The organism is Williamsia sp. Y853, from assembly GCF_056786495.1.
Map to the genome: position 1 here is coordinate 642,847 of NZ_JBXCJC010000003.1, position 19,178 is coordinate 662,024.

Below are 19,178 nucleotides of genomic sequence, written 5' to 3' on the forward strand. Positions count from 1 at the left end.
GAACCCGGGAAGACGATCGACCGTGCGGCAATTTCGACGTTATCGCAGCCGGAGCCCGCTCACATGCCGGTTGACGGGCGAGGGCGAAAGTGAGTTTATGTTGTGATGACCAGCTTTTGGGAGGTGCGGTGGTGACCGAGGAGAGCCCGAGCCAGACGCGGCGGGGTGGACCGTGGTGGTATGCCCCGAAGAGGTGGATGTATCGGGGTGGTCGCCCACATGCGCTGGCTCGCGCGATGAACTCGCTCTCGGCGTGGTTGTATTCCCGAGGCTGGTTGACGTCAGGGCGTGCGGCGACGCTGGTGGTTCGCGGCCGACGCAGCGGTAAACCCGTATCAGTGCCGGTGGTGGTCACCGATTTCGAGGAGTCACGGTATTTGGTGTCGATGCTGGGAGATGACGCGAACTGGGTGCGCAATGTACGAGCGGCCGCCGGCGAGGCGACGCTCGGTACGCAGCCGGTGCGCCTCGTCGAAATCCCCGTCGATGAACGAGCGCCGATTTTGCGGCGCTATGTGCAGGTGGCGCCAGGAGCCCGGCCCCACATCCCGGTCCCCCGCACCGCACCGCTGTCCGAATTTCGCGGTGTCGCAGCGTCTTATCCCGTATTCCGGATCGAGCAACACCTCGACGGTCCCATCTGATCGACCTTGCCCTGTGTGGAAGGTGTGAGATCGGCAGGGCACCAACACCATCGGACCCTTAAGTAGACTGCCCTGCGAGGATCAGGTCGGCTACCCTTTCGAATTGCCCGAACATTTGGCGAGGACGACAGATCACGCTACGTCGCCTGCCGCATTGGTCGGGACAAACCTTCGGAAACAGTCAGTCTTGTTCCTGTATGCGTGACCGGATCGCCGCGGCAGCATCGGCGTTCTCTGATTCGAGTTTTTGGATATATGCGACGGCGTCGCCGACGGTGCGCAAAGCAGACAAATCTTCGTCGGGAATCTTCACGCCATACTTGTCTTCGGTCTGCACCGCGATTTCCACCATCGACAACGAGTCGATGTCGAGGTCGTCGACGAACGATTTCTCGATGGTGATCTCCTCTGGCTCGATACCGGTGACCTCTTCGATGATCTCGGCTATGCCTGCGATCAATTCTTGTTCAGTAGCCATGAATAGATGTCCTCTTCTCGGAATTGGGTTGCGATGGTTTGATATTCAACGGGGTGAAGGTCGGCTCACGTCTGCGGCGACACCACTGTTCCCGGCGCGGGTCGGGTACCGCGGTGTCGTGCCCGGGCGCCTGCGCAATTCGAGTTCCGGATAGGAAGGATCGAACACCTCGAAGTGTTCTTCGATGGCTGCGGTGAGGAGTTTCCAGACCTGGTGCGCTGTCGGCTTGCGGTCGTCCCAACCCGATCCGTAGACCTCGACACCATCCTCGAGGCCGAGTTCACTCGGCGGCATGATCGTGTGCGATTCGGCGCATCCATCGGCGTGGAGGCCTGGGCAACGATGGATGATGTAGGTTCCCCGATGGTCCCAGCCCAACGCGGCCGATTGGTCGGGAAAACCGTTCCATCGCGACTGGGAGAAGACGAGTATCCGCTGCCCCGTGGTCATCTGAACATATTCGCGCGAGGTCGTGTCCGCGCGTCCCAGCGAAGCCGGGAACGCAAGCTCGATGCCGTGCGCGGCCATACGTTCAAAACTCGGGATGTCATCGCCCTCGACGACGAACCGCTCCCCGGCGAGATCGGCGACATCGACCCAAACCTGATGTGCCAGCCGTGTGACGTCGCGCTGCTGATCAGGATCGGGTGTCGGCTCGACAGACATGGCCCGAATCGACGATTTCGAGATGCCCATTGCGGTCGCGATCTTCCGATCGCTGAGCCCTTCGGCCCGCATCAACGCAATAGCCGCCGCAACTACCTGACGTTGCGCCAGATCAGCGACTGAAGACCGTGTGCGAGCGGCGTTCACCGCTGCCACGGCGACGTCGATGCGGTAGGAGGTGTGAGAGGAAGTCACCGCACGAGTGTGGCACGTTCATCTGCCGGGTGTCCAGGGAATTGGACACCTGGCTACTGCTCCGGTCAACCGATCACCGTTGGACGCCTCGTCACACCGAATGTTTCGACGGCTTTTTCTCGGTACTGATGTCAGCGCTCTCGTCACCCTCTGCGGCATCGCCCGCATCAAAGGTGATCTTCAGGGTGTCGTCGGCGACATCGACGTTGACGGTGTCGCCCGGGACGAGCGCGCCGTCGAGCAGATAGTGCGACAGTTTGTTGTCGAGCTCTCGCTGCACCGTCCGGCGCAGCGGTCGCGCACCGAACTCCGGCTGGTAACCGGTGCGCGCCAACCAGTCCTGGGCTGCGGTACTGACCAAGAGCCCGATATCCTGTGCGCGAAGCCGGCGGCGGGTGCTGTCGAGTGTCAGCTCGACGATGGCGCGTAGCTGCTCCTCGTCGAGGCGCGTGAAGGTCACGATCTCATCGATACGATTGAGGAACTCCGGACGGAAATGCGAATGCAGACGTTCCATCAACTGCACGGCGATCGTGTCCGCGTCTGGTGTGTTGAGGATCAGGTCCGATCCCATGTTGCTGGTGAGTATCACAATCGTGTTCTTGAAATCGACTGTGCGCCCCTGTGCGTCGGTGACGCGACCATCATCGAGTAGCTGCAGCAGGACATTGAATACGTCCGCGTGCGCCTTCTCGACCTCGTCGAAGAGGATCACCGAATACGGCTGCCTTCGCACCTTGTCGGTGAGCTGGCCCGCTTCTTCGTATCCGACATAACCGGGAGGTGCTCCGACCAGACGCGAAACCGTGTGCTTTTCCTGGAACTCGCTCATATCGAACCGGATCAGCCGGTCCTCGTCACCAAAGACGGCTTCTGCCAACGCTTTCGCGAGTTCTGTCTTGCCGACGCCCGTGGGCCCGAGGAAGAGGAACGAACCGATGGGGCGGCTGGGATCGGCCAGCCCCGCCCGTGCCCGTCGCACCGCCTCGGCGACAACCGTGACGGCCTTGTCCTGGCCGATGACGCGGGAATGCAGCACGTCCTCGAGCGCGAGGAGCTTTGTGCGTTCCTCGGCGGTCAGTTCGGCGACGGGCACGCCCGTTTGGCGCGAGACGACTTCGGCGATGTCCACAATGGTGACATCTTGGGTGCGGCTGTCGGAGGACTCGTCAACCCCGTCCTTCTGCGCCGCGATCTCGGCCTTCAATTCCGCGGCGCGGTCGTAGTTTTCGGCCGCAACGGCTGAGTCCTTCTCGCGTTCAAGACGGGCCAGCTCTTCTTCGACGGCGCGAGCGTCAGTGCCAGGTGTCTTGGTACGCAACCGCACACGAGCCCCGGCCTGGTCGATCAAATCGATCGCCTTGTCGGGCATGAACCGATCGGTGATGTACCGGTCGGAGAGTTCAGCGGCAGCGATGAGCGCTTCGTCGGTGTAGTGGACCTGGTGGTGAGCCTCGTAGGTGTCGGCAAGACCCCGGAGAATCTCGATGGTGTCGTCAACCGACGGCTCCGACACCAGGATCGGCTGAAAGCGACGCTCGAGAGCGGCGTCCTTCTCGATGTACTTGCGGTACTCGTCAATGGTGGTGGCACCGATGGTGTGGAGTTCGCCACGGGCCAACGCCGGCTTGAGGAGATTGCCCGCGTCCATTGAACCTTCGCCGCTCGAACCCGCACCGACGATGGTATGTAGCTCGTCGATGAAGATGACGAGTTCATCCGAATGAGCCCTGATCTCGTCGAGGATCTTGGTCAGCCGTTCTTCGAATTCACCCCGATACTTGCTTCCTGCCACGACCTGACCGATATCGAGGGCGATCACCCGACGGTCCGCGAGGGTGGATGGAACATCGCCATTGACGATTCGCTGCGCCAATCCTTCGACAATCGCAGTTTTGCCGACACCCGGATCGCCGATGAGGACCGGGTTGTTCTTGCGTCGGCGGGAAAGGATCTCCACGGTTTGTTCGATCTCGTCCGCGCGACCCACCACCGGATCAATGTTCCCCGCACGCGCCTCGGCGGTCAGGTCGCGACCGTATTCCTCCAGCGTAGGCGTCTCGCTGTTGGCACCAGCGCCCGAACCTGACTGCGCTCCATCAGGTTTCAGATTGCCGGCCAAGGCCTGGGCTGCAGGTGTCTCGGCGCTCGACGCGATTCCCACAAGAATATGTTCAGGCCCGACATAGCTGACACCGGCCTGATAAGCCTGCTGCTGAGCGGTACGCAGCGCGAGTTTGGTGGCGGGACTCAGCGGGAGGTCGCCGCCGTGTGGTTCTGACGGGACCGCGGTGATGCGCTCATACATCTCCGTGGCGAGCTGCTCGGGATCAATTCCCAACTCTCTCAGCATATTCTGCGAGGTTTCGACTTGCGCTGCTGCATAGAGCAGGTGTTCCGGTGTGAGTTCATCACTGTTCCACTGCTTTGCGGCCTCGCGAGCCGTTGCCACCAACAGTTTGGCCTCGTCGTTGAGCAGCCGCCCCAAGTCGACACGCTGGACCTGCGGACGGGGTCGTTCAGTGCCGAAGAATCGGTTGAACATATCGTCGAAGGGGCTTTGGTCCATCCAGGGGTTGGTCATCAGTCGTACCTTTCTCTCTCCGGTGCGCCGGCGGCCTCACCATTCGACGACAGTGCCGCGCCAACGTGGTTCAGGTGAGATCGAGAACAATGCGTCCGTTGATATCGCCGTCGGTCATGGCAGTGAAGATGTCGTTTATTTCAGGTAATTCGCGCACCGTGTATGTGGGTTCGATCAGTCCACGGGCAAAAAAGTCGAGCGCTTCCGCCATATCCTTTCGAGTACCGACGATCGACCCGCGCACGGTGAGACCGAAGAGCACTGTGGTGAAGATATCGAGCGGAAACGCCTCCGGCGGCAAACCGACCAGAGAGACGGTGCCGCCACGACGAAGACCCGCCACAGCCTGCGGAAAGGCATGGGCATTGACCGCGGTGACCAACGCGCCGTGGGCGCCGCCACCGGTGGACTCGAGGATGACCGCCGCCGGATCGGAGACCTTGGCGGCATTGATGCCGATCTCGGCACCGTGTTGTTTGGCCAGGTCGAGTTTGGCGTCATCGACATCGACCGCAATCACTCTCCGCCCCATGGCGCGCGCGTACTGAACAGCGATATGCCCGAGTCCACCGATGCCCGAGATCAACACCCACTCTCCGGGCTGGGTATCGGTGACCTTGAGACCCTTGTAGACGGTGACGCCGGCACACAGGATGGGTCCCACAGCCTTCAAGTCGACGTTGTCAGGGATGATCGGGGCGTACCGGGAGTCGACGAGCATATGGGTTGCGAACGATCCGTCCACGCTGTAGCCGCCATTGATTTGGTTGGGACACAATGTTTCCCAGCCTGTCTCGCAGTATTCGCATTCGCCGCAAGCACTCCACAACCAAGCGTTTCCAACGGTGTCTCCGACGGCAAGCCGGGTGACGCTGTCACCCGTCGCGATGACCTTTCCCACACCTTCGTGGCCGGGAATGAATGGGACTTGCGGCTTGACCGGCCAATCCCCCCGCGCCGCATGCAGATCCGTGTGGCACACGCCGGAATAGTCGACCTTGACCAAGGCTTCGAACGGGCCGGGTGACGGGATCGGAGCTTCTTCGACGACAAGTGGACCAGTGAAACTCTGGACGACCGCGGCCTTCATCATCTCCATTACTGTGCTGACCCTTCTGTCCGAAGTTCGTGGTCTCTAGCAGAGGGCGGCAACCGCCGATGACGCCACGAATCTCAGTGCATCACGCGTGGCCTCTTGGCCGCGCGGGCACAAAGTCATCGAACGAATGCCAAGTGTCATCGGGAGACGGTCACGCTCGTTGACCTTCGTCAACAAGACAGGCCGCCTCCCCCACATGAATACGGCCTGAACTTCGAAGCATCATGGACACGCACCGGAAGCGCGTATCGACACTCGAGTGCAACGGAACCTGTTGTGGCGCAATGTCCTTTCAGATTCCACAATCCATTGGCACAGCGGACAAGCGGCCGGCCGCATCCCGTTGCGATCCGCCAAACAGGTGTGCGGACGCCACTCATCGAAGATCGCCCGAGCAAAGTGACCCGGTCGCGGGTTGGTCGACCATCAATCTCATCGCCGATCGGCCCAGGTGACATTCGGCATGGGTTGCGGTGCCCTGTGGCACTACCGAACCGGACTGAAAGATGGGACCGTGGTTACGGTATGGCCTGTGCTCGATGTCAGGAGCGAACATGGAGAACAAACCGATTGTCGCAGGTGTCGACGGCTCGGCAGCGTCATACGGCGCAGTGCGGTGGGCCGCACGCGAAGCTGCGATCAGATCGGCCCGACTGCTGCTTCTTTGCTGTGTCGACGACGATCTGATCACCCTCAGCGACTATCCGATACCCGACGCGTACTTCGATCTCCTCAACGAGCGCGCCGACAAGGACCTGGCGGAGGCGAGGTCGCTGGCAGAATCTGAGGTCGCGGACGCTGCTACAGACATCGTCATCGAGACGAAACGCCTCTTGTGCGAACCCCGATTGGGCCTGCAGCGAATATCGGCGAGCGCGGATCTACTGGTTATCGGCGCTGAAGGACAAACTCCCCGAGTCCCCGGCCTGCTCGGGAGGGTCGCCGATGCGTTGACGTCCCACGCGGCGTGTCCGGTCGTGGTGGTTCGCGAACATCCCGGTCCGGCGCGGGACACGACGCCGGATGCTGTTGTCGTCGGTGTGGACGGATCGAGATCGGGCGAACTGGCTGTGCGTCTGGCGTACGAAGAAGCATCGTTACGAAACGCTCGACTCGTGGCCATCCACGCCTGGAACTTCACGAGACTTCACCCGGTGTTCAAGGCCGATCGCGGGGGGTTGTCGTGGGATGACGCGCGTACGGCCGAAGAGGCGGTACTTGCCGAATCGCTTGCCGGATACCGTGAACAGTACCCAGACCTCGAGGTCTCCCAGTTGGTTCTCGACAGCGAGCCGGTCGCTGCACTGCGGGATGCGTCAACCGACGCCGCCCTGCTGGTCGTTGGCTCGCGAGGACGCGGCAACTTCATCGCCCGCGTTCTCGGGTCGACGAGCCGTGTCCTGCTGAACACCGCGTCTTGTCCCGTGCTCATCGCGCGTCCCTGACCCGACTACTCAAGGCGGTCGACGGACCATTTCCTGCGCCTACAATTGAGCGAGCCACAACCGGATCTGTCATCACCATCTGAGGAGCACGCCATATGGGGAGTGCAGCTGTGACCTCGGTGTTCTTGGTCGATGACCACGAGGTGGTGCGGCGAGGGTTGATCGAGATCATCGGCTCTGACCCCGATCTGGCCGTGATCGGGGAAGCCGGCACCTACGCTCAGGCCCTTGCCCGGATTCCGGCATTGAAACCCGACGTGGCCGTTCTCGACGTTCGACTGCCAGATGGCAGCGGCATTGAACTGTGCCGGGAGTTGCGCACCAAACTCGACGATCTCCGGTGTCTGATGCTGACGTCGTTCACCGAAGACCAGGCGATGCTCGACGCCATTCTCGCCGGAGCCAGCGGGTACGTCGTAAAGAACATCGCCGGGATGGACCTGGCCAAAGCGATCAAAGATGTCGGGGCAGGCAAGTCGCTTCTTGACAACACCGCGGCCGCGGCGCTCATGGATCAACTCCGCACGCAAGGGGCGACCGGTCCCCTCGACGCACTCACCGAGCAGGAACAGACACTTCTCGCCTTGCTCGGCGAGAGTCTGACGAATCGCCAGATCGCCGCCCGGATGCATCTGTCGGAAAAGACGGTGAAGAACTACGTCTCCCGGCTGTTGGCGAAACTCGGAATGGAACGCCGCACGCAGGCGGCCGTATACGCCGCCAAGCTCGAAAGGCACCCCAAGAATCCCGGCCGATAAGGGTTGTCGGCCCTTTCGTTCGGCCGCGACACAAGGTCTTTTTGCCCTCCCGCCGACGTATCGAAGTCCGGTGAAATACAGGCAGACCGTAACCGACTGAGAGGTCTCCCTGATGAACAAGCCCGCGACGAACAAGCCTGCGACGAACAAGCCCGCGACGAACAAGCCCGCGACACGCCATCCGATCCAATCACTCATCCCCGACGTGGCAGATTTCTTCGCCGCATTCCCCGCACTCGGCTCGATGCGACCGAGTTCGAATCTGATCCGGATCGAAGACGAGTTGACCGATGACAAGTATGTCGTGCGCGCCGAGCTGCCGGGCATCGATCCGAAGAAGGACGTCGACGTGACAGTCCGGGACGGCATGCTGACGCTCAAGGCAGAGCGCACCGTTGAGGAGAAGTCCGATACTCGATCCGAGTTCGCCTACGGCTCGTTCATCCGATCGATGCCGCTGCCGAACGGTTTTGTCGAGGACAAGGTCACAGCGGACTACGACAAGGGAATTCTCACCGTGACGGTGCCGCTGTCGGAAGCCAAGTCACAGGGCAAGCAGATCACCGTCGAGACCAAGTGACCCGACGAGGCAATTGACGAGAGGCCATCTGTCACAGCGGCACGAACCACGACAACATCAGACCGGTGCCGGTGCCCGGCGAGGACAACGTCAGGTCCCCGCCGAGTTCACGTGCACGGGAGCGCAGATTGCCCAGACCGCTGGGAACCACTTCGGTCGGCATGCCGATCCCATCGTCGATGACCTCGATAGTGAGATCGTTGCCGACCGAAATGGTCACGGTGATCGTTTCGGCGGCGGCATGACGAACTCCGTTGCTCACCGCTTCTCTGACGACCGCAACCACGTGGTCACTCAAATCGGCTCCGACCACGGACAGTGGTCCGCATAGCCGCAGGTAGGTCTTGACGCTGGTATCCCCCGCCTGGTTGTCGATGACCTCGTGTATCCGCTGGCGCAGCTGCGGGGTCTGCGGCGCTTCGTTCTGCAGGTCGAAGATGGTCGCGCGAATCTCCTGCACCACGTCCTGCAGATCATCGATGGTGCCGGTGAGCCGGCGTCGGACATCTGGAGACCGGGTTCGCTGTACGGTCCCCTGCAGGTTCATCCCCGCGGCGAAAACGCGCTGGATGACGTGGTCGTGCAGGTCGCGTGCAATTCGGTCCCGGTCTGCAAACACTTCCAGTTCGTGGGTGCGCCGATTCGCCGCCGCCACCGACAGTGCTGACGCCGTTTGATCAGCGAAGTTCGCAGCCAGCGTCAGCATGTCTTGGCTGAACGGACTCTGCCCGCGCCGGCGGGCAACGACCAAGAGGCCGCTGATCGTGTCCCCACCACTCAACGGGACGACCAAGGCCGGACCTTCGGTACTCATGGTGAGGCCCGAGATCTCGCCTTCCAACTCATCACACAAATGTGGCGTCCGCCCGGAGTACACCGCACCGACAGTTGATCCTGCGATGTGGATGATGCGACCGACGGATTGCGAAATGCACTCACCTTCGGCCACGGTCACGACGAGTTCGCGGACCAGTTCGCGAGGCTGTTCCGGATCCCGCGGTCTGGCGATGATTGCGACATTTCCGCCCGTCAGGTCCATCGCCCGTCGGGCGATCATCTCCACAACCGCGTCGAAGTCGGCACCCGACAGCAACTCGGCTCGAACATCACTGATGGCCTCGGTCCACCCCAATCTCGACTGGGACTCGTCGTAGAGCCATGCGTTGTCGACCACCACGGCCGCAGCCGAAGCCAGTGCTTCGATGAGCTCGTCGGTTTGCGCACTCGGTCCCTCCAGGTGCGCAATCTGGTCGTGGACTTCGCCGAAAAGGTCACGTACGCGGAGGAGGGACGAACCACCTCGCAGTTCCTGTGAAGCGGCGGACGTCAGTTCCATAAGGTCCCCCGTAGATCGGGTGGTCACGCAGTATTACAAAACCCACGCTAGTGGCAAAGCGCCCCCGCGGGTTTCCGTTTGATCAAATTGGCTGCAGCCGTTGGAATATCGACTTGGAAATGGAATCTCTCCGGTTATCGGTGGCCATGTGGAGATTTTGCGATGTTCACCTGCGCGACGAGCACCCAATCGATGTAACGGACCGTTGGCGGGCATATCGGATATAGCAAACCGGTATTCAACGAGCCCATAACAATTGAATCACATTTTAGTTACAGATATTCGGACACTGATTTTATGCTGATCCAGTCCGGGATCGCTTGAATCGCAATGCCACAACTCCTTTTCGGAAATGTTTCGCACACCCGACCGGACGGTTCCACTCTTTCTCAACGAAACGCGTCGGCCAATGCTGCACCCATCCGGTCGACCGCAGCACGGGCGTCCGCACTGATCAGGGTCATATTTGCGAATCCGTGAATCAGACTGCCTGCGCGATCCAATGTGACGGACACGCCTGCCGCCGCGAGCCGCTGCGCGTAAGCGATCCCCTCGTCCCGGAGTGGATCGAATCCGGCAATGACGACATAAGCCGGGGCCAGTCCCGAAAGGTCTTGCGCCAGCAGCGGCGACACCCGAGGGTCACTGCGCATCGCGATATCGGGCACGTAGTGATCGAGGAACCAGTCGATGCGCTCGTCGGTCAGGTACATCCCGTTCGCGAACTCCCGGCGCGATGCGTGTCGAGCTGTGGCGTCGGTACCGGGGTAGATCAACAGTTGAAGGCAAGGCGTCACGTCCTCATCTCGAACCTGCTGGGCCACAACAGCACTCAAATTTCCTCCGGCACTGTCCCCGGCGAGGGCAATCCGCGACGTCGAAACACCCCAGCGCGGTGCGGAATCCACCGCGTACCGCCACGCAGCAACCGCATCGTCGACGGCGGCCGGAAACCGATGTTCGGGAGCCAGCCGATAGTCCACCGACAGAACGTCGGCACCGGACGCGATGGCCAGCCTGCGCACCAGGTTGTCGTGACTGACACGATCCCCGATCACCCAACCACCGCCATGGAAGAAGACCACGACGCCCGTCGAGTCCGTCTGAGCTCGATAGCGGGTGATCGGGAGCATGCCGCCGGGCCCGTCGACCAACAGGTCCTCCTCCACGGCCATCGGAGGAAGATCCTCGGCCAATGCAACCGCATTGGCCCGCAGGTCCACACGAGCCTCGGCGACCGATTTCCCGGCGATGTCGAAGGACTTCACATGCGCGGCCAAGAAACCTGTCACGGCCATCTCGACGGCGATCCGGTCACCGTCCGCATTCACTCGGCTTCGCCGGCCCGCCATCCGGAGTACTGCCTGCGGGATATGCGCAGCAAGCTGCATGAGAATGCGCTGGATTCTCACTCGGGTCGACAGTGACATCGCGGTGGCCTGGCTCACGATCGTGAGAGTACGCGAAACCTACTGACCGGACGTGAGTCCGGCCACCGATGCACTGAGCCCACGATCACCGGTTGACTGGAAATCACACCGTCCGGTGCTCGCGCAACGTAGCTATTTCATCTGCATCACAACCGATTTCGGACAGGATCTCGGTGGTGTCGGAACCGTGTGGGCGACCGGTGTGCCGGATGTTGCCTGGAGTCTGGCTCATCCGCCACATCACGTTCTGCATCCGCATGGGACCCAGATCGGCATCATCCACCGTTGTTGTCATGCCGATGTGCTGGACCTGCGGATCTTTGAGCAGGTCGCTCGGCTTGTACACCGGTGCCACTGCGGCGCCGGCGGACTCGAATGCATCGATCACCTCGTCGCGCGTCCGCTCAGCGATCCACGAACCGACGTAGCCGTCGAGGAGATCTGCATGGGCGGCACGCTGACGGCCGGTGGCGAACCACGGTTCGTCGATGACCTCCGGATGCCCGACCAGGCGCAGCACACGTTCGGCGATCGAGTTCGCACTGGTGGAGATGGCGAGCCAGTGATCGTCATTGGTGCGGTACAGGTTCCGTGGAGCATTGTTGCTCGATCGGTTCCCGCTCCGCTTCTGATCGATGCCGAGTTGATCGGCATAGATGATGCCCGGACCGACGGCCGTCATGATCGGACTGAGCAGGTCGAGGTCGATGACCTGTCCCTTGCCTGTGCGTTCCCGGTGGAAGAGCGCCATCGACACCGCAGAGGTTCCGGCGATCCCGGCGATCGAGTCCGCGAGGCCGAAAGCCGGCAAGGTGGGCGGGCCGTCGGCAGCACCGGTGAGGTGGGCGAAGCCACTCATCGATTCGACGAGGGTGCCGAACGCGGGCCGACCGGAGTACGGCCCGGTCTGACCGAAGCCGGTCACGCGCAACATGATCAGGCCGGGATTGATCTCGGACAGGACGTCGTAGCCAAGGCCCCACTTCTCGAACGTGCCCGGCCGGAAGTTCTCGATCACCACGTCGGCCTCGGCAACCAGACGCCGGAAGATGGCTGCACCTTCGTCACTGCCCAGATACAGCGACAGCGTGCGCTTGTTGCGCGAGACCATCTTCCACCAGAGCGGTTGACCGTCCTTTTCCAGCCCATGGCCGCGCATGCCGTCCGGACGGGTCGGATGTTCGATCTTGATCACATCCGCCCCGAAGTCACCCAGAATCTGGGCAGCCAACGGTCCGGCCAGGATGGTCGACACATCGAGGATTCGAATGCCGGCCAGCGGGCCGGTCGGAACCGGCCCGCTGGGGACCTCCGTGGAATCGGTGGTCACCGGATCACTCATTTGTACGGGCGGTGCAGGTAGCGACCGGCCGGTGTCCCGGAGACCGCTCCGTCGGTCAGCACGCGCTGTCCGCGGACGAAGGTGTCGGTGACCTTGGCCGCCAGCTCGAAGCCTTCGAACGGGGTGTATTCCTGAGCGGACTCCGAGTCCTCCGGACGAACCGTCCAATTGTGATCGGGGTCGACGAGCGCCAGGTCGGCGTCCATGCCGACCGCAATGGCACCCTTGCCCGGGAGTCCGTAACGCTCCGCCGGATTGGTCGCGGTGAGCCGGGCGATCCGCTGCCAGCTCAGTCCACGCTTGCGGCCTTCGCTGACCAGTCCGGGCAGAAGGTACTCGGCGCCACCGAATCCGGACTTCGCGGCGAAGATGTCACCACGGTCTTCGGCGAACTTCTTCTCGTCCTTGCAGCAGGCGTGATCGCTGACAACCCAGTCGACGTTGCCCGCGATGACGTGCTCCCACAGTGCCTCGACGTCATCACGGGGACGCAGCGGCGGGTTGACCTTTCCGCCGAGGCCGTACGCGGTGTCGATATCGGCGAGAAGATGTCCGATGGTGACCTCACGCCGGAAGTTGACGTGCGGGAAAGCTTTTGCCATCCGCATCGCGGCGACGAATGCCTTGGCCGAACTCAGGTGCAGCAGGTTGATGTTGGGCATCTGCGTCTCGTCGGCGAGGAACGACGCGATGGTGACGGCCAGGCCCTCGGAGTGCTGCGGACGCGAGGCGCTGTACGCGGCGAGGCCGGTCAGCGTGCCCTCTTCTTCGACCAGCTTGGTGTACGCGCTCATGATCTCGGCGGTCTCGCAGTGCAGAGACAGCGAGACGTGATCGGCCTTGTCGGCCAACTGCTCCCGCGCCTTCTGGATACCACGCATGACGAACTCGAAGTGTGCGATGTCGTACCGCTCGTCCTTCGGGATCATCAGGAATTCGCTCTGGTCGGTGGAGCGACCATGCAGTCCGTGACTTCCGTAGAACATGAAGATCTTGAACGAGGTGACACCGTGATCTTCGATCAGCGAAGGGATCTCGGCGATGTGCTCTTTCGACATCGGCGCCAGGTGGTAGGCGTAGTCGACGAAGGGCTTGCCCTCGGTCTGCTCGAGCACCTCGGGGAACACGTCACCGTAGGCGCCACCCTTGTTCAGGTAGTACTGGCCGGTGCGCATATACGACAGCGCAGTGGTGACACCACCCTGCACAGATGCCCGTGACTCGATCTCGGCGTCGTCGCCGAGCGGGTTGTAGATACCCCAGTGCTGATGCGCGTCAACGACACCGGGGAATGCGATGCGTCCGGCAGCGTCGATGACCTCATATGTCGGGTCGACTGGGATTGATGCCTCGATGCGGGAGAACTTGCCGTCGGTGATCAGGATGTCGAGGAACTCGCCCTCTTCCGGATGTTCCGGTCCGGTCTGAACGACCCGTGCATTCTTGATCAGGAGCGATGTACTCGCCATGGTGGTTCCTTTCAACTGAGGGGATGGTGAAGTGCCGAGAGTTGTTCTCGGCGTTGTCTCAAAGTGCGGCGAGTACCGAGTTCGCAGCGAGGTACGACAAGCCCAACGCGGGCAGAAGACCGTTTCCGGCGAGGTATCCAGATGCACCGTGGCCGGAGATTCCCATGGCCGCACCGCCCGAGGCATAGAGGCCGGGTATGGGTGCGCCTTCGGCGTGAAGCACCCGTGCCCGACGATCGACCCGGAGGCCGCCCTGGGTATGGAACAGGGCGGGAACAATTTCCACTGCGGCATAGGGCGCTTCGAGCGTGCGTCCGAAACTCGCTCGCCCGAACGGGTCGGCGGCAGAGCCGTTCGAGTACTCGGCAACCCGGGTGAGTTCGTCGACGACCTGTGCCTGCGGCAGTCCGGTTGCCTCGGCGAGTTGCTCGGCCGAATCGGCCCACACCAGGGCACCAGAATCTACGGTCTGCTGGAAGTCGGTGAACAGCAGACACCTCTGATAGATCTCTTTGTCGATGACGATCCAGCCCGACGAACCAGGCTGTGCGGCAAGGATCGCGGCGTATTCGGAATAGCCGGTGGTCTCATCGCCGAATCGTTTGCCCTCGACGTTGAGGACAACTCCCCCGTGCATGACCGTCGCCCAGCCCACGAGAGTGGTTGCCTTCTTGGACAATGCCGCGTGACCCTGATACCCGTCCAGGAAGGCGGTGTCCGCGCCGAGCCGCCTTCCGATTTCCAGCGCGTCGCCGGTCGAGTGCTCACTACCGTGATAGACGGCATTTGCGATCTCGGGCAACAACTCCGAGACCATCGCACTGTTGGCACCGAAACCGTTGGTGGCCAGCAAGACAGCGGTGGTCTCGATCTCCTCGGTCGCCCCATCGGGCGATGTGACAGTCACCGAACACACCGCACCGGAGTCGTCCAGTGCGACGTCGGTGAGCTTGGCCGGGACCATCAGGTCGATCCGCGGATGCGCGGACACCAGCCGGATGAGGTGATCGATCAGGGCACTTCCGTGCCGGCCCTCGATGGTGTGGCAACGCAGTGCCGAGTGACCGGGGTACGGAAAGTCGGTGACCAGATCGAGCGGCATCTCGAGGTCATCTGCCATCCACTCCACGAGTGTCGCACTGACTTCGGCGAGCGCGCGGGCCAGCGGCATGTCGACCGCACCCTTGGTCTTCTGAACCATGTCGTCGACGAAGCGCTCGGGCGAGTCGTCGATGCCTGCAGCCGCCTGCCAGCGCGAACCCGCGCCGGGCACCATCGCTGTCGACATCGACGTGTTGTTGCCACGCCGAAAATGCTCGCTCGCCTCGACCACCAGCACGTCGAGACCGCCCTGCGCAGCACGCAGAGCCGCGATCAGGCCACCACCGGCACCTGCCACGACAAGGTCGGGTCCGTTTTCACTCATGCATCGTCACAGTTCTCGGTCTTTCGTCGGAATCGGTTGATCGGTGACCGTCAGTCATTCATCGCAGCGCCAGACCTGCGCTGAGTGCAGAGCGCCCAGCGGTCGTCACAGATGAACTGGGTGCCGATCTGGAAAGTCGGCGCCGGGCACGCTGAACACATTGCGATCGGTTGTCGCCACTGGACTCTCTTCTCTGTCGTGCGGAGTGCTGGACTGGCCGCGAGCGAAGGATAGTTCACTGTCCGTCGCCGCCGATGGCGGCACGGTCTTCGGAACGAGTTCGGTCACCGCTCGGATTCGAGGGCTATTTGCGAGCCTTCGTTTCGTTACCCGGAACGTTAGTTGCAGTAAGTGGATTCGTCCACTGTACGAAGAAACACGAGGTCACAAGACACTCTTGTTACAAAAAGACACGTTTTCATCGCGCGATGATGTTTAATATGCCTAATACGGGCGTCTTCCGGCTATCAGGAGGTCCGCTGAACGGAACGGGCGCACGGCAGCAGGCGAGATCAAGGCTCATTAACGAACGGACGTCACATGCGATTTCGCCGCCGGCACCAGTCCTCCAACAATTGATCTCACGCAGACCACCGGTCTCGAAAGACAAGGAACAACGATGAAAACAGGGCTTCGGCAGCGTGGTCGCGCCAATTTCAATTTCCTCGCCGATCTGGCCGCGTGGAGCGGTAAGGAACTGCAGTCGGCGGCGTCTGCGGACCTCGACGCACTGACCGAGGGTGTGCAGCTGCCCGAGGGCCTGCAGGCCCAGATCAGATTCGCTGCAGGTCTTCTGGAGCAGTCCCAGAACTACACCTGGGACCGGTTCTACACCCGATTCTCAGGAGAGCAGCAGTTCGTGGCAGCTCGGGACGCCTACGACGACGGCAGCTGCGCGGTCGAAGCCGAGTACGAGGCGAACGCGCACAAGGGTGGAAACCTTGTTCTCGACCCGACGGTCGAGGCACCCAAATACTGGTCGGACACCGAGTTCCACCTCGCTCCGGGCGGATGGGAAGGCCATGAGCGGATGGGCTTCATGATCCATGACTACGTCTACGATCTACTCTTCGCCACCGGTGGCATCGGCGCCGTCAAGCCCGGTGAGTCGTTCGCGGATCAGCGTCTTCTCGTCGCGCAGGAAGGCCGCCTCCGCTCCTACGAGTCGATTTTGGAGTTGGGCATCGGCACCGGGCGATACGCCGCCGCTCTGCAGCAGGCCTGGCCCGACGCGAAGATCTCGGGTGTCGACCTCGGCCGTACTGAATTGGAGCACGCCAAACTCATCGCGGCCCGCAACGGCTGGGAATGGGACCTGCGTCAAGCGGCTTGCGAGTCGACACCCTACGCCGACAACAGCTTTGACATGGTTACCGCCTTCATCTTGCTTCACGAGATTCCGGTGCCTGCGGCAAGGACGATCGTCGCCGAGGCTTTCCGGCTGTGCCGACCCGGCGGCGAGGTCATCATCGGCGACGTGGCACCGTACTCGGAGCAGGATTCGCTGTTCCGGTGCGTGGTTCTCGACTGGGAGACCGAAAACCGCAACGAGCCGTTCTGGCGTGGCGCGTTACTGCTGGATCGGAGCGCGTTGCTGCGCGATGCCGGCTTCGTCGACATCGAGGAATACGGCGTCGGCCCCGGCAAATACCCGTGGGTTGCGCGCGGCGTCAAACCCCAGGCCTGATCGCCCGTCACCCAACGCATCGTCCGCGGGCACCGAAAACGGCTGTCGCAAAACACGAATCGAGAAGAAGATGAGTAGTCCCTCCTACTTGGAGAACGCGACCAATGACGAACTGGCGCGCATGGTCACGACACTGACCCAGGAACTGTGGATCCTGCGGGACCGCGTGATGACCCTGGAACAAGTCCTCGAAGACAACGACGTCGTCACCGTGGAGTCCGTCGACCTCCACGAGCCCGGTGAAGCCCTGTCCACGCGTCTTCGCCGGGAGCGCCAGCGGATCATCCGCAAGGTACTCGGCGCACCCGTCGGGGTCCGGCGATGAGCGGCGCGGTGAACAACACCACCACGTCGGCCGCCCGAGCCGCAGACATCCTCCTGCATTTCACCAACGGACCGCTCGGCGTATCGCGTGTCGCACGGGAGCTGAACCTGTCGAAGGCTGTGGTTCACCGCGTCCTGACCACGTTCGTCGACCGCGGCCTGCTCGTCATCACGACTCCGGATCGGGAGTACGCGCTCGGACCTGCCGCCGCAGCGCTCGGCGCGTCGGCTCTGCGATCGTCCCCGCTGCGAGAGATCGCACGGCCGTTGCTGACCGACCTGCAACAGCAAACCGGTGAGACGGCGACGGTGACAGCGATGGCCGGCCGCGGCCGCGTCTATCTCGACCAGGTGGAGAGCCGCAACGAGATCAAGATGACGGTGGAACTCGGTCGTCGCTTTCCGCTGCATACCGGGAGTTCTGGGCGCACCATCCTGGCATTCCAGACGCAGGCACTGAACGACGCCGTACTCGCCGACCCCCTCGATCGCCTCACCCCTGCGACGATCACCGACCCGGAAGCCCTCCGCGGAAGTCTGCAGGAGATCCGAGAACAGGGTTGGTGCGTCTCCAGTGGCGAAAGGCAGGAAGGCGCATCATCGATCGCTGCCCCGGTTTTCGATCTCGATGGTCTTGCCATCGGTGCCCTCTCGGTCTGCGGTCCGATCCACCGGATGCCGAACAAGGTTCTTCTCGGCTATGTACCGATTGTGACCGCAGCCGCCGACCAGGTGTCCCGGACACTCGGATGGCGTGGTGGCCTGCCGACCGACAACGGAACGGATACAACCCGTGCACATAACGCCTAGGTCCTGGCTGTACGTCCCTGGCCACTCCGGAGCTCGTATCGAGAAAGCAATCACCAGCGGTGCCGATGCCGTCGTCATCGATCTCGAGGACGCGGTCCCTCCGGATGCCAAAGCGCACGCCCGATCAGCGGCTGTCGCGACGATCGAGCAGTGGGCAGATACACCGGATTCACCACAGATCTGGGTGCGGGTGAACGACACCGCCAGCCCGTGGCACCGCGCAGATATCGAAGCCCTGGCGGGCACATCCCTGGCCTCCAGTTCGATGGGTGGTATCCGGATACCGAAAGCCGAAGCGCCCGAATTGATCCGGGCCATCGGAGACGAGACCGGTATCCGGATGCAGCTCTTGGTCGAGTCTGCGCGTGGTCTTCTCGGCGTCGCCGCACTCGCTGCGGCACATCCGCTGGTCACCGGCATCAGTGCCGGTGAAGCCGACCTCGCCGCCGACCTGCGGGTACCTGCCTCTGGACTGGCGTGGTCACGAGGCTGGTTGGTCGCCGCGGTCCGGGCCGCCGGACTCGAGTCCCCGATCCAGAGCGTCTACACCAAAGTGTCAGACCTCGACGGTCTGCGGGCAGACAGCGAATCCGGCCGCGATACCGGGTTTTTCGGCCGATCGGTGATCCATCCCCGGCAGATACCGATCGTGCACGATGTCTTCACACCGGCATCGGCCGAGATCGATCGGGCTCAAGAGACCGTCGATGCCGCCGCGCAGGCACAGTCGGAGGGCACCGCCGCCTTCATCGACAAACACGGACGCTTCATCGACAACGCCGTCGTCGAACAGGCGCGTGCCGTACTCGCCCGCGCCCGTACGGCCCAGACTTCGGCGAGCACAAGCGCCCAGCGCTGAGCTTCGCCCTCAACAAATCACGGTGCCACCGGAGATCCCGGCGGTG

Annotated in this window: 17 protein-coding genes; 8 read left to right on the forward strand and 9 right to left on the reverse strand. The window is 62.3% G+C overall.

Annotated elements, in window-relative coordinates:
• The first annotated feature begins 131 nt into the window (after nt 1–131).
• Nucleotides 132–644, forward strand: a complete 513-nt coding sequence (locus tag AC1TPF_RS19165) for a PNPOx family protein (protein ID WP_482144990.1) — start codon at nt 132–134, stop codon at nt 642–644.
• Between the two features lie 181 nt (nt 645–825).
• Here AC1TPF_RS19165 and acpM read toward each other — a convergent pair whose 3' ends face one another.
• The 4 genes from acpM to adhP form a co-directional block, all read right to left on the reverse strand.
• Entirely contained in the window at nt 826–1,122 is a 297-nt protein-coding gene (gene acpM / locus AC1TPF_RS19170; RefSeq protein ID WP_482139553.1) for a meromycolate extension acyl carrier protein AcpM, read from the reverse strand.
• A gap of 45 nt (nt 1,123–1,167) precedes the next feature.
• Nucleotides 1,168–1,983 carry a hypothetical protein gene (locus tag AC1TPF_RS19175; RefSeq protein ID WP_482144991.1) on the reverse strand — a complete coding sequence of 272 codons (816 nt, stop codon included), beginning with the start codon at nt 1,981–1,983 and terminating at the stop codon, nt 1,168–1,170.
• A gap of 91 nt (nt 1,984–2,074) precedes the next feature.
• A complete protein-coding gene (locus AC1TPF_RS19180; RefSeq protein ID WP_482144992.1) occupies nt 2,075–4,567 on the reverse strand; it encodes an ATP-dependent Clp protease ATP-binding subunit in 2,493 nt (830 codons plus the stop codon).
• Nucleotides 4,568–4,637: 70 nt separating this feature from the next.
• Nucleotides 4,638–5,666 (reverse strand): alcohol dehydrogenase AdhP, encoded by a 1,029-nt coding sequence (adhP, locus tag AC1TPF_RS19185; protein WP_482139556.1) that lies wholly within the window; start codon nt 5,664–5,666, stop codon nt 4,638–4,640.
• Nucleotides 5,667–6,220: 554 nt separating this feature from the next.
• Between adhP and AC1TPF_RS19190 the strand changes: the two genes are divergently transcribed.
• From AC1TPF_RS19190 to AC1TPF_RS19200, 3 genes are all read left to right on the forward strand, one after another.
• Nucleotides 6,221–7,111, forward strand: a complete 891-nt coding sequence (locus AC1TPF_RS19190; protein ID WP_482139557.1) for a universal stress protein — start codon at nt 6,221–6,223, stop codon at nt 7,109–7,111.
• A gap of 110 nt (nt 7,112–7,221) precedes the next feature.
• Nucleotides 7,222–7,869 (forward strand): response regulator, encoded by a 648-nt coding sequence (locus AC1TPF_RS19195; RefSeq protein ID WP_482139939.1) that lies wholly within the window; start codon nt 7,222–7,224, stop codon nt 7,867–7,869.
• 112 nt (nt 7,870–7,981) lie between these two features.
• Nucleotides 7,982–8,449, forward strand: coding sequence for an Hsp20/alpha crystallin family protein (locus AC1TPF_RS19200; RefSeq protein WP_482144993.1), 468 nt, complete (start codon nt 7,982–7,984; stop codon nt 8,447–8,449).
• 31 nt (nt 8,450–8,480) lie between these two features.
• Here the strand turns inward: AC1TPF_RS19200 and AC1TPF_RS19205 are convergent, their stop codons facing one another.
• From AC1TPF_RS19205 to AC1TPF_RS19225, 5 genes are all read right to left on the reverse strand, one after another.
• Nucleotides 8,481–9,785, reverse strand: a complete 1,305-nt coding sequence (locus AC1TPF_RS19205; protein WP_482144994.1) for a GAF domain-containing sensor histidine kinase — start codon at nt 9,783–9,785, stop codon at nt 8,481–8,483.
• 389 nt (nt 9,786–10,174) lie between these two features.
• Nucleotides 10,175–11,233, reverse strand: a complete 1,059-nt coding sequence (locus tag AC1TPF_RS19210) for an alpha/beta hydrolase (RefSeq protein ID WP_482139560.1) — start codon at nt 11,231–11,233, stop codon at nt 10,175–10,177.
• An 85-nt stretch (nt 11,234–11,318) separates the two neighbouring features.
• Nucleotides 11,319–12,557, reverse strand: coding sequence for a CaiB/BaiF CoA transferase family protein (locus tag AC1TPF_RS19215; RefSeq protein WP_482144995.1), 1,239 nt, complete (start codon nt 12,555–12,557; stop codon nt 11,319–11,321).
• On the reverse strand, nt 12,554–14,026 hold the full coding sequence (locus tag AC1TPF_RS19220; protein WP_482144996.1) for a dihydroorotase: 1,473 nt from the start codon (nt 14,024–14,026) through the stop codon (nt 12,554–12,556). The genes AC1TPF_RS19215 and AC1TPF_RS19220 overlap by 4 nt, the downstream gene beginning before the upstream one ends.
• Nucleotides 14,027–14,084: 58 nt before the next feature.
• Nucleotides 14,085–15,452: an FAD-dependent oxidoreductase gene (locus AC1TPF_RS19225; RefSeq protein WP_482144997.1), complete on the reverse strand. Its 1,368-nt coding sequence runs from the start codon at nt 15,450–15,452 to the stop codon at nt 14,085–14,087.
• 619 nt (nt 15,453–16,071) lie between these two features.
• Here AC1TPF_RS19225 and AC1TPF_RS19230 point away from each other — a divergent pair.
• The 4 genes from AC1TPF_RS19230 to AC1TPF_RS19245 all read left to right on the forward strand — a co-directional run bounded on the left by AC1TPF_RS19230 (nt 16,072) and on the right by AC1TPF_RS19245 (nt 19,132).
• Nucleotides 16,072–17,139, forward strand: coding sequence for a class I SAM-dependent methyltransferase (locus AC1TPF_RS19230; RefSeq protein ID WP_482139564.1), 1,068 nt, complete (start codon nt 16,072–16,074; stop codon nt 17,137–17,139).
• A 70-nt stretch (nt 17,140–17,209) separates the two neighbouring features.
• Nucleotides 17,210–17,464, forward strand: coding sequence for a hypothetical protein (locus AC1TPF_RS19235; protein WP_482139565.1), 255 nt, complete (start codon nt 17,210–17,212; stop codon nt 17,462–17,464).
• Nucleotides 17,461–18,273, forward strand: coding sequence for an IclR family transcriptional regulator (locus AC1TPF_RS19240; RefSeq protein WP_482144998.1), 813 nt, complete (start codon nt 17,461–17,463; stop codon nt 18,271–18,273). The genes AC1TPF_RS19235 and AC1TPF_RS19240 overlap by 4 nt, the downstream gene beginning before the upstream one ends.
• On the forward strand, nt 18,257–19,132 hold the full coding sequence (locus AC1TPF_RS19245) for an HpcH/HpaI aldolase/citrate lyase family protein (RefSeq protein ID WP_482139567.1): 876 nt from the start codon (nt 18,257–18,259) through the stop codon (nt 19,130–19,132). The genes AC1TPF_RS19240 and AC1TPF_RS19245 overlap by 17 nt, the downstream gene beginning before the upstream one ends.
• The last annotated feature ends 46 nt before the right edge of the window (nt 19,133–19,178 follow it).

Excerpts from the sequence above, each read along its gene's own strand:
- acpM (WP_482139553.1), bottom strand. The coding sequence starts at position 1,122 with ATGGCTACTGAACAAGAATTGATCGCAGGCATAGCCGAGATCATCGAA.
- AC1TPF_RS19180 (WP_482144992.1), bottom strand. The coding sequence starts at position 4,567 with ATGACCAACCCCTGGATGGACCAAAGCCCCTTCGACGATATGTTCAAC.
- adhP (WP_482139556.1), bottom strand. The coding sequence starts at position 5,666 with ATGGAGATGATGAAGGCCGCGGTCGTCCAGAGTTTCACTGGTCCACTT.
- AC1TPF_RS19190 (WP_482139557.1), top strand. The coding sequence starts at position 6,221 with ATGGAGAACAAACCGATTGTCGCAGGTGTCGACGGCTCGGCAGCGTCA.
- AC1TPF_RS19200 (WP_482144993.1), top strand. The coding sequence starts at position 7,982 with ATGAACAAGCCCGCGACGAACAAGCCTGCGACGAACAAGCCCGCGACG.
- AC1TPF_RS19205 (WP_482144994.1), bottom strand. The coding sequence starts at position 9,785 with ATGGAACTGACGTCCGCCGCTTCACAGGAACTGCGAGGTGGTTCGTCC.
- AC1TPF_RS19215 (WP_482144995.1), bottom strand. The coding sequence starts at position 12,557 with ATGAGTGATCCGGTGACCACCGATTCCACGGAGGTCCCCAGCGGGCCG.
- AC1TPF_RS19220 (WP_482144996.1), bottom strand. The coding sequence starts at position 14,026 with ATGGCGAGTACATCGCTCCTGATCAAGAATGCACGGGTCGTTCAGACC.
- AC1TPF_RS19225 (WP_482144997.1), bottom strand. The coding sequence starts at position 15,452 with ATGAGTGAAAACGGACCCGACCTTGTCGTGGCAGGTGCCGGTGGTGGC.
- AC1TPF_RS19230 (WP_482139564.1), top strand. The coding sequence starts at position 16,072 with ATGAAAACAGGGCTTCGGCAGCGTGGTCGCGCCAATTTCAATTTCCTC.
- AC1TPF_RS19235 (WP_482139565.1), top strand. The coding sequence starts at position 17,210 with ATGAGTAGTCCCTCCTACTTGGAGAACGCGACCAATGACGAACTGGCG.
- AC1TPF_RS19240 (WP_482144998.1), top strand. The coding sequence starts at position 17,461 with ATGAGCGGCGCGGTGAACAACACCACCACGTCGGCCGCCCGAGCCGCA.